The sequence below is a fragment of the Bradyrhizobium sp. UFLA05-108 genome, assembly GCF_059803455.1.
Window position 1 is genome coordinate 119,348 of record NZ_JBANAZ010000013.1, and the last position, 14,659, is coordinate 134,006.

The 14,659-nt window shown below is 63.3% G+C and carries 13 protein-coding genes; 9 read left to right on the forward strand and 4 right to left on the reverse strand.

Annotated elements, in window-relative coordinates:
* Positions 1-7 precede the first annotated feature (7 nt).
* Entirely contained in the window at positions 8-1,549 is a 1,542-nt protein-coding gene (locus SO140_RS12665) for a bifunctional aminoglycoside phosphotransferase/ATP-binding protein (protein ID WP_449380111.1), read from the reverse strand.
* A 12-nt stretch (positions 1,550-1,561) separates the two neighbouring features.
* Positions 1,562-2,545: a zinc-dependent alcohol dehydrogenase family protein gene (locus SO140_RS12670; protein ID WP_449380112.1), complete on the reverse strand. Its 984-nt coding sequence runs from the start codon at positions 2,543-2,545 to the stop codon at positions 1,562-1,564.
* A gap of 273 nt (positions 2,546-2,818) precedes the next feature.
* Here SO140_RS12670 and SO140_RS12675 point away from each other — a divergent pair, with 273 nt between their 5' ends.
* From SO140_RS12675 to SO140_RS12695, 5 genes are all read left to right on the forward strand, one after another.
* Positions 2,819-3,661 (forward strand): universal stress protein, encoded by an 843-nt coding sequence (locus SO140_RS12675; protein ID WP_449380113.1) that lies wholly within the window; start codon positions 2,819-2,821, stop codon positions 3,659-3,661.
* 67 nt (positions 3,662-3,728) lie between these two features.
* Positions 3,729-6,422 (forward strand): bifunctional acetate--CoA ligase family protein/GNAT family N-acetyltransferase, encoded by a 2,694-nt coding sequence (locus SO140_RS12680; protein WP_498542617.1) that lies wholly within the window; start codon positions 3,729-3,731, stop codon positions 6,420-6,422.
* Between the two features lie 360 nt (positions 6,423-6,782).
* On the forward strand, positions 6,783-7,919 hold the full coding sequence (locus tag SO140_RS12685) for an ABC transporter permease (protein ID WP_449380115.1): 1,137 nt from the start codon (positions 6,783-6,785) through the stop codon (positions 7,917-7,919).
* 2 nt (positions 7,920-7,921) lie between these two features.
* On the forward strand, positions 7,922-8,701 hold the full coding sequence (locus tag SO140_RS12690) for an ABC transporter ATP-binding protein (protein ID WP_449380116.1): 780 nt from the start codon (positions 7,922-7,924) through the stop codon (positions 8,699-8,701).
* 3 nt (positions 8,702-8,704) lie between these two features.
* Positions 8,705-9,808: an ABC-type transport auxiliary lipoprotein family protein gene (locus SO140_RS12695; RefSeq protein ID WP_449380117.1), complete on the forward strand. Its 1,104-nt coding sequence runs from the start codon at positions 8,705-8,707 to the stop codon at positions 9,806-9,808.
* Between the two features lie 6 nt (positions 9,809-9,814).
* Here SO140_RS12695 and SO140_RS12700 read toward each other — a convergent pair whose 3' ends face one another.
* On the reverse strand, positions 9,815-10,132 hold the full coding sequence (locus tag SO140_RS12700) for a c-type cytochrome (protein ID WP_449380171.1): 318 nt from the start codon (positions 10,130-10,132) through the stop codon (positions 9,815-9,817).
* 158 nt (positions 10,133-10,290) lie between these two features.
* On the opposite strand from SO140_RS12700, the gene SO140_RS12705 reads away from it, so the two are divergent.
* The 3 genes from SO140_RS12705 (at position 10,291) to SO140_RS12715 (ending at position 12,264) form a co-directional block, all read left to right on the forward strand.
* The gene (locus SO140_RS12705) at positions 10,291-11,004 is read left to right on the forward strand and encodes a helix-turn-helix domain-containing protein (protein WP_449380118.1); all 714 of its coding nucleotides are present in this window, start codon (positions 10,291-10,293) and stop codon (positions 11,002-11,004) included.
* Positions 11,005-11,035: 31 nt separating this feature from the next.
* Positions 11,036-11,245, forward strand: a complete 210-nt coding sequence (locus SO140_RS12710; RefSeq protein WP_449380119.1) for a hypothetical protein — start codon at positions 11,036-11,038, stop codon at positions 11,243-11,245.
* Between the two features lie 290 nt (positions 11,246-11,535).
* The gene (locus tag SO140_RS12715; protein ID WP_449380120.1) at positions 11,536-12,264 is read left to right on the forward strand and encodes a Crp/Fnr family transcriptional regulator; all 729 of its coding nucleotides are present in this window, start codon (positions 11,536-11,538) and stop codon (positions 12,262-12,264) included.
* A gap of 12 nt (positions 12,265-12,276) precedes the next feature.
* Here SO140_RS12715 and SO140_RS12720 read toward each other — a convergent pair whose 3' ends face one another.
* The gene (locus SO140_RS12720) at positions 12,277-13,053 is read right to left on the reverse strand and encodes a cyclase family protein (RefSeq protein ID WP_449380121.1); all 777 of its coding nucleotides are present in this window, start codon (positions 13,051-13,053) and stop codon (positions 12,277-12,279) included.
* Between the two features lie 623 nt (positions 13,054-13,676).
* On the opposite strand from SO140_RS12720, the gene SO140_RS12725 reads away from it, so the two are divergent.
* Positions 13,677-14,648, forward strand: a complete 972-nt coding sequence (locus SO140_RS12725; protein WP_449380122.1) for a TRAP transporter substrate-binding protein — start codon at positions 13,677-13,679, stop codon at positions 14,646-14,648.
* Positions 14,649-14,659: the final 11 nt, after the last annotated feature.

Below are 14,659 nucleotides of genomic sequence, written 5' to 3' on the forward strand. Positions count from 1 at the left end.
GCCTTGGTTACCTGTCCCCCGCCATCCCCGTCCGGCAACGGTCGCGCGTTTGCTCTGGTGTTCCTGAGGCGTCAACGATCCTCCAGTCCAGATCGCCGATCTTATAGCGCTCCTGAAGCTCGGCAACCTCTCGCGTTGCATCTGACGCGTCGTCCCGCCGGCTGTCGATACGCGCCTGGCGCGTCGCCAGGTCCGCAATCAGAAAGAGCCCGCTCAGAGGGACGTTGCACGCCCGCGCCAGCGCGGCCATCCCGTTCCGCTCAGACTGCTGCGCAAAGACCGCATCGACGATGACGGAATGTCCCTGCGCCAGAACGTGCCGCGCGCGCTCAGTCAGGACATCATAGACCCGCGCGGTGACGTCGGGCTGATAGGCGGATTGCGGCAGCCGGTCCGTTTCCTGGATCTGAAACAGCCGTTTTCGAACGACGTCGCTGCGCAGCACGACGGCGCCCGGCTGTGGCGGGACGAGGGGTGCGAGCATGCGCGCGAGCAGCGATTTTCCGGTCCCCGAAAGGCCGCCGACTGCGATCAAGCGGGGAGCCGGCGGGTTGATCAGCGCCTGGGCCAGCCGAAAATAACGGCGCGCATCCTCGATGATCCCGCTCTCATCGGCGTGAGGCCGCGCCAGCTTCGCGAGCAGCACCTGGGCGCGGATCGCTGCGCGGATGGACATGAACAGCGGAAGCGCGCCGATCGCGTCGTGGTTTTCGGCCTCAGCCGTGACGAGATAGCGATTGAGGATCGCATTTGCGGCCGATTGCTGCTCGTAGTGCAGCAGGTCCATCAGCGTGAATCCGAGATCATAGAGTACGTCGATCGAAGCCATCTCCGGATCGAACTCGATGGCGTCGAACAGAACCGGTTGATTGTCGATCAGCACGATGTTTCCAAGATGCAGATCGCCGTGGCAGCGTCGCACGAAGCCCCGACGTCCGCGATCTCCGAGCAGGTCGCGGACGCGTAGGAATGCGTCATGTGAAGCCCGTGCCAACTCGTCGATCTCGGTCGTCGCGACATGGCTGCCCCGTCGCAGACCCGCGCCATTTCCGTCGATGAGCGCCGGGATCGTTGCAATCCAGCGAGGTGCCTCGACGCGTGCTGCGATCGCATGCGAGGCCGCGATCGCATCCGCGATTCCTGTGGCGAGATGCGCACCCAGCGGGCCCGCTTGTGCCAGGTGATCCAGCGTCCGGTTCTCATCGAAGCGGATCATGTCCACGGCGAACTCGATCGCCCGACCATCTCCTCCAATTCTCAGCGAGCCGTCATCATCCTCCGTGATCGCCACCACGCCCCGGTAGATTTGCGGCGCCAAGGGCTGGTTGATCCTGATTTCCTCCTCGCAGGCCGCCTTCCTCTTCTCCAGCGTCGAATAGTCAAGGAAGGGAAAGCGGACGGCCCGCTTGATCTTCAATGCGCGGTTGCCGTCGAGAAAAACCGAGGCCGCATGCGTATCGATCCGCGTGACGCCGGGCTGCGTGGTCGGATCGGTCAGGAATGCGAAGATCCGTTCCTGGGTCGAAGTGTCCGGGTGAGAGGTCGTCATGTGCCGATATCGTCAAGGCCGCAGCACGGCCGCTCCCAAAATCTGCCCGCCCCGCAACCTGCCCAGAACTTCGTTGGCCTCGCTCAGTGCAAAAACGGTGGTTTCGGTCCGGACGCCGGCCTGCAGCGCAATTTTCAGAAAATCCAACCCATCGTGACGGGTCAGGTTGGCGACGGAAAGCAGTTGCCGTTCCTCCCACAGCAGGCTGTAGGGAAAGCTCGGAATGTCGCTCATGTGAATGCCGGCGCAGACCACGCGGCCGCCTTTGCGGACCGCGCGCAAGGCGGCCGGCACGAGCTCGCCGGCAGGCGCGTAGATGATCGCGGCGTCGAGCGGCGCATCGGGCAGTTCGTCCGAAGCGCCAGCCCAGACGGCACCGAGATTGCGCGCAAAATCCTGCGCCGCGATGTCGTCGCGGCGCGTAAAGGCGTAGACTGATCGCCCCTGCCAAACCGCGACCTGGGCGACGATGTGGCCCGCGGCTCCGAAGCCATAGATCCCGAGCCTTTCCGCATATCCTGCCATCACCAGCGAACGCCAGCCGATCAGGCCCGCGCATAGCAGCGGCGCGATCGCGACGTCGTCGCCATCCTCGCCAAGCGGAAATGCGTAGCGCGCATCGGCAATGGCATCCGTCGCATAGCCGCCGTCGCGGGTGCAGCCGGTGAACAATGGATGATCGCAGAGATTTTCCATGCCCTCGCGGCAGAACCGGCAGGTGCCGCAGGTGTAGCCGAGCCAGGGGATGCCGACGCGATCCCCTAGCCGATGCGTGGTCACGTCAGGCCCGACGAGATCGACGCGGCCGACGATCTCATGACCGGGGACGATCGGATAGCGGATGTCAGGCAGCTCGCCGTCAACCACATGAAGGTCAGTACGGCAGACGCCGCAGGCACTGACCTTCACCCGGATCTGGCCGTCGCCAGGGATCGGGTCCGGCCGCTCATCCATCCGCAGCCGCGCTCGCGGGCCGGGCAACACCATCGCACGCATCAGTCTCTCCCGAACCCATCGCAGGTATCATGTCAATCCTAGAGCATGATCCGGAAAAGTGTGGAGCGGTTTTTCCGAAAAGATCATGCTCAAACAACCACCTAAAGCGCGATGACGATTCCCCAATCTTATCGCGCTTTAGCGTGCGAACGCGGCAAGTCCTTGACGTCCATCAAATCGGCGACTTGCCGGCCGGCGGCTCCCCTTGGCCTTGATAAGGATCAAGGGCCGGGCGGGGAGGCGGTCTATTTTGACCGACAGAGGAGAATCCCGATGCCCATCAAGGACGTCTTGTTGCCGCTTGTTGGTGAGCCGAGCACGTCGGCACTGGCCGCGATCGAGACATGTGTGGCGGCAGCCGCCGATCTCGGTGCGAAGATCACCGCGTTCGCGGTGGAGGAGGATGTTCTCGTCCGGCCGAAAGTCGTGATCTCATCGGATCTGGACAATGCGGCGGAGGCTCATGCCCTGCGCAGTGTGACGGGGGTGCAGGATCTGTTGAATGCATTCAGGATCGCGGCATCCCGCTTGAACATTCGGGCTGACGGCCAGTTGCACAAAGTGGAAGCGGAGGCGATTGCGGCGGCGGTGGCGGAGCGCGCGCGCTACAGCGATCTCACGCTGGTCCCGGTCAAGGCCAACGACAGCCGGTCGGAACACCTCATCGAGCAATTGATTTTCGAATCCGGCCGACCGCTTTTGCTCTGTCCCGAAGCGCATGCCGACAAGCTGCGGGTTGAATTCGAGAACGTCATCATCGCGTGGGACCGTTCCGCGCCTGCGGCACGAGCCGTCGGCGATGCCCTGCCGATCCTCCAGGCGGCGGCCTCGGTTCGGATCATCACGGTGACGGACGACGCGGCCGACGACATCATGAAATCCGGGACCGGCCTCGTCGACCACCTCAGGGAGCACGGAGTCCCCGCGTCCTTTGAAACCGTGAAGATCGACGGCAGCTCGATCGGCAAGGTGCTCGGAAGCTGGGCAAAGGAGCATGCCATCGATGCGATCGTCATGGGAGCCTACCACCATTCCCGCCTGAACGAGATCGTCTGGGGCGGCGTGACCAAGACCGTCATCGGTGAGCCACCCTGTTGGGTTATGATGTCGCATTAGATGCTTCAGCCATCTGTCATGGCCGGGTTCCAAACACGTCGCCCGGCGCCGAGTGAATGATTGCGACATGTCGACCTATCGTCTGAAGAATTTGCTGTCGCCCCGATCGGTGGCACTCGTCGGGGCCAGCCCACGGCACGTGTCGGTCGGTCGTGCGGTCCTGGAAAACATCCGCAAGGCGAGCTTCAAGGGCGAGTTGGGGCTGGTGAACTCGCGCTATGCCGAGATCGCCGGCGTTCCGGCCGTCGACAGTCTCGACAGGCTGCCATTCGTGCCGGAACTCGTTGCCATCACCGCGCCGGCGGGCGAGGTGCCCGGCATCATCGAGCAGGCCGGCCGCCGTGGCTCGGCGGGCGCGCTGATCGTGACCGCGGGGCTCGGGCATGGTCCCGGATCTCTCGAAGAAGCGGCACTCGTCGCAGCGCAAAGATACGGCATGCGATTGATCGGTCCCAATTGCCTCGGGATCATGATGCCCGGCGCGAGCCTGAATGCGAGCTTCTCAGCTCACATGCCCGGCGCAGGCAGCCTGGCTCTGATCTCGCAGTCGGGCGCGATCGCTGCCGGCATGGTGGATTGGGCGGCACAGCGCGGCGTCGGCTTCTCCGGAATCGTCTCGATCGGCGACCAGCTCGACGTGGATATCGCCGATCTCCTCGACTACTTCGCGCTCGACCACAAGACGCGCGCGATCCTGCTTTATATCGAGGCGATCAAGGACGCACGGAAATTCATGTCGGCGGCGCGCGCCGCGGCGCGGGTCAAGCCGGTGGTCGTCGTGAAGTCCGGCCGCCTGGCGCAAGGCGCGCGCGCGGCCGCGACGCACACTGGAGCTCTCGCCGGCGCCGATGCCGTTTACGACGCAGCATTCCGCCGTGCCGGCATCCTGCGCGTGTCCGACCTGCGCGAGCTGTTCGACTGTGCGGAGACGCTCGGGCGCGTCGAATCGCCGAGCGGAAAGCGGCTTGCCATTCTCACCAATGGCGGCGGTATCGGTGTTCTCGCGGTCGATCGTCTCGTCGAGCTCGGCGGCATTCCCGCGCCCATGACGCCGGAGATGCGGCAAAACCTAGACGCGATACTGCCTTCGACCTGGTCGGGCGCAAATCCCGTCGATATCGTCGGCGATGCGGACGCCTCGCGCTACGCGGCTGCGCTCGAAGTACTGCTCGCCGATCCCGGCAACGACGCCGTGCTGGTGCTCAACGTCCAGACCGCGATCGCGTCCGCGTCCGATATCGCGACAACCGTGACTGAACTCGTCAGGAAATACCGCGAGCAGCATCGTAGCTGGGCCAAGCCCGTGCTCGCCGCCTGGGTCGGGGCCGAACAGACAATCGTGGAGACGCTCTCAAGCGCCGGCATCCCCAACTACCCGACAGAGGACGATGCTGTGCGCGGGTTCATGCACCTGGTGCGGCATCGCGAGCTGGTCGAGGAGATCACGCAGGTGCCGCCCGCGATGCCTGACTCATTTGCGCCCGACGTCGAAGCCGCAAGACAAATCGTGAGGGCCGCCATCGCGGATGGCCGTAAATGGCTCGAGCCGGTCGAGATCAAGCGGGTGCTCGAGGCCTACGATATTGCCATGGTGCCGACCTACGCGGCTGCCGATGTCGAGCAGGCGGTCGCTCATTCCAGGGAGATGTTCGCGCAGGGCGCCACCGTCGTACTCAAGATCCTGTCGCGCGACATCGTGCATAAGTCCGATGTTGGTGGGGTCGTCCTCAACTTGACCACACCCGACGCCGTGCGTGCTGCCGCTACCGACATTCTGGCCCGGGCGAGGAAGCTGCGGCCCGAGGCGCGCATTTCCGGCGTCATCGTGCAGGCCATGGTCGTGAAGGCGAAGGCGCGCGAGCTCATCCTCGGCCTTGCCGACGACCCGACCTTCGGCATGGTCGTCGTCTTCGGGCGGGGCGGCACCGCGGTCGAGATCATCAACGACAAGGCGCTGGCGCTGCCGCCGCTCGATCTGCAGCTTGCGCGCGACCTGATCGAGCTCACCCGCGTCTCGCGCCTGCTGCGCGCCTATCGCGACGTGCCGGCGGTCAAGCAGGACGCCGTCGCCATGGTGCTGGTCAAGCTCGCCCAGATGTCCGCTGACATTCCCGAGATCCGGGAGTTGGACATCAATCCGCTGCTTGCCGACGAGACCGGGGTGACGGCGGTCGATGCGCGCGTCGCGGTCGGGGCGCCGCAGCGAAAGTTCGCAGGCTCAGGGCCGGCCAATTTTGCCGTTCGCGCCTATCCGTCGCAATGGGAGCGTCACCTCGAGCTCAAGGAGGGCTGGCGCATCTTCGTGCGGCCGATGCGTCCCGAGGACGAGCCGACCATTCACGAATTCCTGCGGCACGTGACGCCGCACGACCTTCGCCTGCGCTTCTTCGCGCAGATGAAGGAGTTCAACCACCAGTTCATCGCGCGTCTGACGCAACTCGACTATGCCCGCGCCATGGCCTTCATCGCTTTCGACGAGGCGACCGGCGACATGGTTGGCGCGGTCCGCATCCATTCTGACTCGATCTACGAGACCGGCGAATACGCTATTCTGTTGCGGTCCGATCTGAAGGGCAGGGGACTCGGATGGGCCCTGATGCACCTGATCATCGAATATGCGAGATCGGAAGGACTGAAGGTCATATCGGGCGATGTGCTGCAGGAGAACATCGTGATGCTCGACATGTGCCGCCAGCTCGGCTTCGAAGTGAAGCCGGACCCGGTCGAGCCTGATATCTGCGACGTACGGCTGAAGCTCTGAAGCGTAACGTGGCCGCGGAAGCTCGCTCAACGTCTCTCGCTGGCAGGCAGCGTAATCGCATATGACGTAAGCGCTTGGGGCGCTGAAGTTTCCACATTGTCATGGCCGGGCTTGTCCCGGCCATCCACGCCTTACTTTGCAGCCCAAAGAACGTGGATGCCCGGGACAAGTCCGGGCATGACGGGCTCTTGTTACATTGCCCGCAAGCGAGAGAGGAGGGCACGTGTTTCGCGGCAACTATCATTTGCGTCAAGCATGGAGACGTGTGGCCGGCTTGAGGCAGGTCAATCGGGCTGCCATGCGCCGGCCTAGAAACGACGCATGCTAGCTTGGGACCGGTCGTCCCGAGGAGGTGTGATCTTGAACGCTGAACCTTTGTTGGCGGCGATGCCGTCCGGTGACGTGCTCGAACTGCGCCCAGCCGGGCCGTGGATCGCAGCCAATGTCTCGAAGCTCGAATCGCTGTCGCGCTCGGTGAAGGCCGATGTCGACCGGTCGAGGGCCGTGAAGCTGGACATGAGCGAGGTGAGCGAGCTCGATACGCTCGGCGCATGGTTGCTCGAGAAGCTGTCCCGCCGGGGCCCGTCGACGGGCAGCACCGCCGAGATCGTCGGCGTTGCCGACAATTATAGCGGGCTCATGGACGAGGTTCGTCAGGTCAATCGGCACAACCCGACGTCCCTGCCGATACCCAACCCGGCCTTGCTGCGGCTGAACGAGCTCGGCAAAGCCACGGTCGGCGCGCGGGAAGACATCGCGATCTTCCTGCAAATGTTGGGCGCGCTGTTCATGGCCTTGATCGGCGTGGTGCGGCGGCCGCGGTCGTTGCGGCTGACGTCGCTGGTCTATCAGCTCTACCGCATCGGCTGGCAGGCGATCCCGATCATCATGCTCATCACTTTCCTGATCGGCGCGATCATCGCGCAGCAGGGCTTTTTCCATTTCCGCAGGTTCGGCGCCGAGTCATATACGGTGGACATGGTCGGCATTCTGGTGCTGCGCGAGCTCGGCGTTTTGATCGTCGCCATCATGGTCGCCGGGCGGTCGGGCAGTGCCTATACCGCCGAGCTCGGCTCGATGAAGATGCGGGAGGAGATCGATGCGCTCGCGACCATGGGGCTCGATCCGGTCGACGTGCTGATCCTGCCGCGCGTGATGGCGCTCGTCATCGCCCTGCCGATCCTAGCCTTCATCGGATCGATTGCCGCTCTCTATGGCGGCGGCCTGGTCGCCCAATTTTACGGTGACATGGGGCCGGCTATCTATCTCGCGCGGCTGCACGAGGCGATCTCGGTCACCCATTTCGAGGTCGGCATCCTCAAGGCGCCGTTCATGGCGCTGGTGATCGGCATCGTCGCCTGCAGCGAGGGGCTGCGGGTGAAGGGCAGCGCGGAATCGCTGGGCAAGCAGACGACGACATCGGTGGTGAAGTCGATCTTCCTCGTCATCGTGCTGGACGGCCTGTTTGCGATCTTCTTTGCCTCGATCGGAATGTAACGATGGCGGATACGTTACAGGCATTTGCGATCCGCGTCCGCGATCTCGTAGTCGGCTTCGGCCACCAGACCGTGCTCGATCATTTGTCGCTCGATGTCCGCCGTGGCGAGATCCTCGGGCTGGTCGGCGCGTCGGGTGGCGGCAAATCGGTTCTCATGCGCACCATCATCGGCCTGATCCCACGCCGAAGCGGTGAGATCGACGTGATGGGCCAGCCGATCGGCGCGACGCACGACCGCAGCACCCAGAGCGTCGCGAGCCGATGGGGCATCTTGTTTCAGCAGGGTGCGCTGTTCTCATCGCTGACGGTGCGGCAGAACATCCAGTTTCCGCTCCGCGAAAATCTCGTCCTGTCGCAGGAGTTGATGGACGAGATCGCGACTGCAAAGCTCGAGATGGTGGGGTTGCGGCCGCAGGACGGCGACAAATATCCGGCAGAACTATCCGGCGGCATGACCAAGCGCGTCGCGCTGGCACGCGCGCTGGCACTCGACCCGCCGATCCTGTTCCTGGACGAGCCGACCTCAGGCCTCGATCCGATCGCCGCCGGCGATTTCGATGCGCTGATCAAGACCTTGCAGAGGACGTTGGGGCTCACCGTGTTCATGGTCACCCATGATCTGGCCAGCCTTACGACCGTATGCGATCGCGTCGCTGCACTTGCGGACGGAAAGATCGTGGCCATCGGGCCGATGCGCGAGCTGCTTCAATCCGAGCATCCCTGGGTGCGAGCCTATTTCCACGGCAAGCGCTCCCAGATGCTGCAACCTCAGATGAGATGAGACATGGAAACCCGCGCACCCTACGTTCTGATCGGCGCCTTCGTGATGGCTGCGATTCTTGCTGTCTTCGGCTTCATCTACTGGCTGAACAACACCGGCGGTATTGGGCCGCGGACGAGCTACCACGTGCAGTTCCAGGGCCCCGTGCCCGGACTTCTGGTCGGCGCGGGCGTGCTGTTCAACGGCATCCGCGTCGGTGAGGTCGCCGCGCTTGCGCTTGCTCCGGACAATCCGCGCTTCGTCAATGCGACGATCTCGGTGGCCTCCGCCACGCCAGTGCGTGCCGACACCAGGGTAGGCCTGGATTTCCAGGGCCTGACCGGCGTGCCGGTGGTGGCGCTCGAGGGCGGGATGATCGTCGCAAAGCCGGGCGAGATGCCGGTGCTGATCGCAGATGCCGGCGCCGGACAGAGCATGACTCAGGCGGCGCGCGATGCTCTGCGCCGCGTGGATTCGGTGCTCGAAGAGAACTCCGGGCCGCTCAAGGACACGATCGCCAATTTCAAGACCTTCTCGGAAGGGCTTGCGCGCAACACCGGCAAACTCGACGGCATTGTCGCCGGATTGGAGAAGATGACGGGCGGTGGTGCTCCAGCCCAGAAGATCACCTATGATCTCCGTGCCCCGCAAAATATCGGTCCTGTCGGCAAGACCCTGACGGAGGCACTGGCGATCCCCGAGCCGACCGCGGTCGCGATGTTGCAGACACAGCGGATGCTGTTCTCGCCGACCGGCGACTATCCCGGCTTCGCCGAGTTCCTGTGGGCCGACAGCATTCCCAAGCTTCTGCAGGCGAGGCTGATCGACAGTTTCGAGAACTATGACATGGCGCATGCGCCGTTGCGGACGAGCGACATCGGTCAGGCGGACCATCAGCTCCTGATCGACATCAGGCGCTTCCGGATCTCGACCGACGGTGATCCGGTTGCCGAGATTGGCCTGTCGGCGAGGATCGTCGACAAGAACGGCAAGGTGATCGCCTCGCGTCTTCTGGAGGCCAGCGAAAAGCTCGACAAGATCGAGCCGGCCGCCGCAGTCGAGGCTTTCAACGCTGCGTTTGCGCAGATTGCAAAGGAACTGATCGGCTGGACCGTGCAGTCGGTCTAGCCAGCGCTATTCCAGCGTCTTCAGATAAGACAGGAGATCGTGGATCTGGTCCGGATTGAGCTCGAAGGCGGGCATGTCCGGATGGCCGGTATAGATGCCCTCCGCGAGCGCTTCGCCGAGCGTCTCGATCGGGTAGCGTTGATGCAACGTCCGGAATGCCGGAGCGATCTTCAGCGGGCTTTCCAACCTGCGGTCGATGGCATGGCAGCGCGCGCAATTGGCGCGCGCGTAGGCCTTGCCGCGTTGCTCGGCCTTGGAGGCGGCGAGGGCCGGTGTTGCCAGGAGAAGCGCGATCAGGATCTGACGAAGCGTGAATTGCAGCATGAAGGGATTGGTCTCGAAGGGGCCGGCACAGAGAATACGGAGGCGGCGCATCGCAAAATTGATCTGGGTCAACTGCATCTGTGACAAGGCAGTAAAATGCCGAAGCGCGGCAGACTCGGCTTAAGGCCGGAGGCGGGTGCGCCTGGCTGGAGCGATGAATGAAGTCTTCCCTGGTTGCAATCGAACCCAACAGGCACTTCTGCAGGGAGTGCTCGATACGTGATTTCAGCATGTGCGCTTCGCTCGATGCGGCTGAACTCAGGGAGTTCGAGCATCTGGGGCGCCGTGTGCATTTTATCGCCGGCGAGACGGTATTTTCCGAGGAAGACATCACGACATCCTTTTACAACCTTCTCGAAGGTGTGATGAGGCTCTACAAGCTGTTGCCGGATGGGCGGCGGCAAATCGTCGGCTTCGCGCTGCCCGGCGACTTCCTGGGGATGAATGTCTCCGGTCGCCACAACTTCTCTGCGGACGCAATCGGCCCCGTGACGGTCTGCCAGTTTGCCAAGGCCGCGTTCGGCCGTTTCATCGAGGACAGGCCGCATCTCCTGCGCCGTATCAACGAACTCGCCGTGCGCGAGTTGAGCCAGGCTCGCGACCACATGGTCTTGCTGGGACGCCGTTCGGCGGAGGAGAAGGTCGCTACCTTTCTCCTCGGCTGGCGCGAGCGCCTGACACTGCTCAACGGGCCGTCAGGCACGGTGCCCCTGCCGATGAGCCGCCAGGATATCGCCGACTATCTTGGACTGACCATCGAAACGGTCAGCCGCACCTTCACCAAGCTCGAGCGTGTCGGCGTGATCCAGATCCTCCATGGCGGTATCAGCCTGCTTGATCCGGCGCGCGCCGAAGCACTGGCGGCTGCCTGAGAGACCTCTTTACCATGGTGATCGCTGATTTTTGATCGCGATCAAGGACGACGATCGGCGGCCGCGCATACTGCCCAGGTTGATGAAAGCTCAGGGGGGCAGCACCATGCCGATCGATGCGCTGTTGATGACCATTGCCGTTGTGACCGTCTTCGTCGCCTTCGCGGCGGTGTTGGCATGGGCGGACCGCCAAACGAGGCCTAACCAGCTCAAGTCGAACGAAACAGCCTTCAAACATTGAGGCGGCTGAGGTCATAGCCTCATTGGCGTGACCTGAGATGGAGTTGGTGGAAGGTCCATCTTGGCCCTGCGAGGCAAAGGCCGTGCATCGCCGCGCTTATGGTTAATTCGCAACTCAGCATCGCGCGCATCCCTTTGATGCAGCCTGTGGATGCGCACCTTGGGGCGGCGGGAACGCTCCCTTTCCCGGCACTTGCCCTAAAGTGCATATGTGTGGTTTCCGGTTGAAAAGCCCGGTAACGTTGACTACGCAGGAACCCCAGTACCTCGCAGTCTTAGGAGTCCGACGGCGTGCCTCAGGACAAGACCAGCGATCCCCGACAGTCGTCGGGCAACAAGCTTTCGGTGCTGCGCAAGCATCCGATCTTCGCTGATCTGGAGCCGGAGGCGCTCGACCAGCTCTGCCGCTATGCCAAGCACACCACCGTCAAGCGCGGCGCGACGATCGCCGCGAAGGGCGATCCCGGCAACAACCTTTTTGCGGTCATCACCGGAACTGTAAAAATTTCCTCCTCTTCGCCCGATGGCCGAAACGCCATCCTCAATTTGATCGGTCCAGGAGAAATTTTTGGTGAGATCGCGGTGCTCGATGGTGCGCCACGGTCGGCAGACGCCACCGCCAACACCAATTGCGAGCTCTACATCATCGATCGTCGGGATTTCCTTCCTTTCGTGAAGAGCCAGCCTGAATTGGCGATGAAGTTCATCGAGCTGCTCTGCGGCCGGCTACGCTGGACCAGCCAGCAGGTCGAGCAGGTGATCTTGCAGAACCTGCCGGGACGGCTCGCCAGTGCGCTGCTCGGCCTGACCGAGGAGCGCAAGCTCGATTCCGGCAGCGGAACCCTCGCGATCACCCAGCAGGAGATCAGCGAGATGGTCGGCATGACCCGCGAGAGCATCAACAAGCAGTTACGCGCCTGGGCCGCGCGGAGCTGGGTCCGCCTCGAGCATGGCGCCATCGTCGTGCTCGACATCGACGCGTTGCGCGAGCTTGCCGAAAGCGGTCTCGAAGGCGGGTGACAACGTTCGGTGTCATCCGTCGATGATAGCGACGGCTCGCGTCCAGCCCGCCGAAGCCCGTTCGATCTTCACGGGGAAGCAGGAGACGGTGAAGCCCGTCGACGGCAGCTTCTCCAGATTGTGCAGCTTCTCGAGATGGCAGTAGCCGATGTGACGCCCCGCCTTGTGACCTTCCCAGATCAGCTTCGCATCCTTCGTCTCAGCATATCTCTTCGCGGTATGGACGAACGGCGCGTCCCAGCTCCAGCCGTCGGTGCCGGTCAGCCGCACGCCGCGCTCGAGCAGATACATCGTGGCCTCATAGCCCATGCCGCAGCCTGAATTGACGTAGTCGGCGCGCCCGAATTTCGCGCCGGCGCTGGTGTTGACGACGACGATCTCGAGCGGCGATAGCGTGTGCCCGATACGCGCGAGCTCCTTCTCCACGTCGTCGGCGGTCGCCACATGGCCGTCTGGCAGATGGCGGAAGTCGAGCTTGACGCCGGGCTGCAGGCACCACTCGAGCGGCACCTCGTCGATCGTCCAGGCGCGCTCGCCGCGGTTCATGGTGGGATGGAAATGCCAGGGCGCATCGAGATGCGTGCCATTGTGAGTCGATAGCGATACCTGCTCCACCGCCCAGCCTTGACCATCGGGCAGATCCTCGGCCTTCAGCCCGTCGAAGAACTGCAGCATGCGCGGCAGCCCCTGCTGATGATCGATGTACTGGATCGTCGGATGGTTGCCGGGCGGGTCGGCCGGCACGTCATTCTGCAACGGCACCGAGATGTCGATCAGCTTCCGCGGCATGGCATTCCCTCAAGACGGTCCGGTGTGTCGGGCATCTTGGGGGGCCTCCATTGGCCACGTCAAGTGACGCGCCGGCGACGTCAAGTGACGCGCTGGCGAGGTCAGGGGACGCGCCGGCGACATCAAGCCAGCCCGCCGAAGGCGAGTCGCGGCCAGGTGCATCGATGCAACTCTTGCATTGATCGATGCCGTATTTGGCTTGGACAGGGAATGCCGCCCGCCCTAGGGACGACAAGGGCGACTTCGCGCTGATGCAGCGCGTCCGCTCAGGGACGGGACGACCGTCTCGACCGAACCTCTAAGCCGCAACCAATAGCGGTCGAGCATAAGACGAGAGGAACATCCATGGGTACATTGAGCATCGTTACCACGCGCTGCGCCGGCCGGGGCCTTCGATCCCGCCGCAGCACCACGGCGGGGAGGTCATGAACGGCGACCTTCGCGACGCCGAGGACTTCGCGGCCGCGATGATGAAGCAGCCGAATCCGCCCGAATCCCTCGCACACAATGCTACCAAGGTGGTGCGCTTGTGACGCTTGACTTCGCACCTGAAGAGGAGCGCCTTAAGGCGGCCCGCAGCACCTGCGCAACGACGACATAATCAATTGAGGAGGAAAGACCAGATGAAGACACTAACCGGCATCATCACGGCCGTTGCGCTGGCGGTCACAGCGCCCCTGGCGACCGCACGCGATTTCCGCTCCGCCGACGTACACCCCGCCGATTATCCGACCGTCGAAGCCGTCAGGTCAATGGGCAAGGAGCTCGCAACGGCGAGCGGTGGGAAGCTCGGCGTGAAGGTGTTTCCAAATGGAGCCCTGGGCTCTGAGAAGGACACCATCGAGCAGCTCAAGATCGGCGCGCTCGACATGATGCGGATCAACGCATCGCCGTTGAACAACTTCGTGCCGGAAACCATCGCGTTGTGTCTGCCATTCGTCTTCCGGGACACGCAGCACATGCGCAACGTTCTCGACGGGCCGATCGGCGATGAAATCCTGGCCGCGATGGAGCCCGCGGGTCTCATCGGCCTTGCCTATTACGACAGCGGCGCGCGCTCCATCTACACCGTCAAGGCGCCGATCAAGTCGCTCGCGGACGTCAAGGGCCTGAAGATCCGCGTCCAGCAATCCGACCTTTGGGTCGGCATGATCCAGAGCCTCGGGGCCAACCCGACGCCGATGCCGTATGGCGAGGTCTATACCGCGCTCAAGACCGGTCTGGTTGACGCCGCCGAGAACAACTGGCCCTCTTACGAATCGTCGCGGCATTTCGAGGCAGCCAAGTTCTACAATGTCACCGAACACTCCTTGGCGCCCGAAGTTTTGGTGATGTCTAAGAAGGTCTGGGACACGCTGAGCAAGGAGGATCAGGCGATGATCCGCAAGGCGGCCAAGAACTCGGTGCCCGTGATGCGCAAGCTCTGGGACGAGCGCGAGCAGGCCTCCCGCAAGACCGTCGAAGCGGCCGGCGTTCAGGTCGTCACGATCGCCAACAAGCAGGAGTTCGTCGATGCGATGAAGCCGGTGTACGACAAGTTCGCCGGTGACGAAAAGCTGAAGAGCCTCGTCAAGCGTATCCAGGACACGAAGTAGGAAGAACGCGT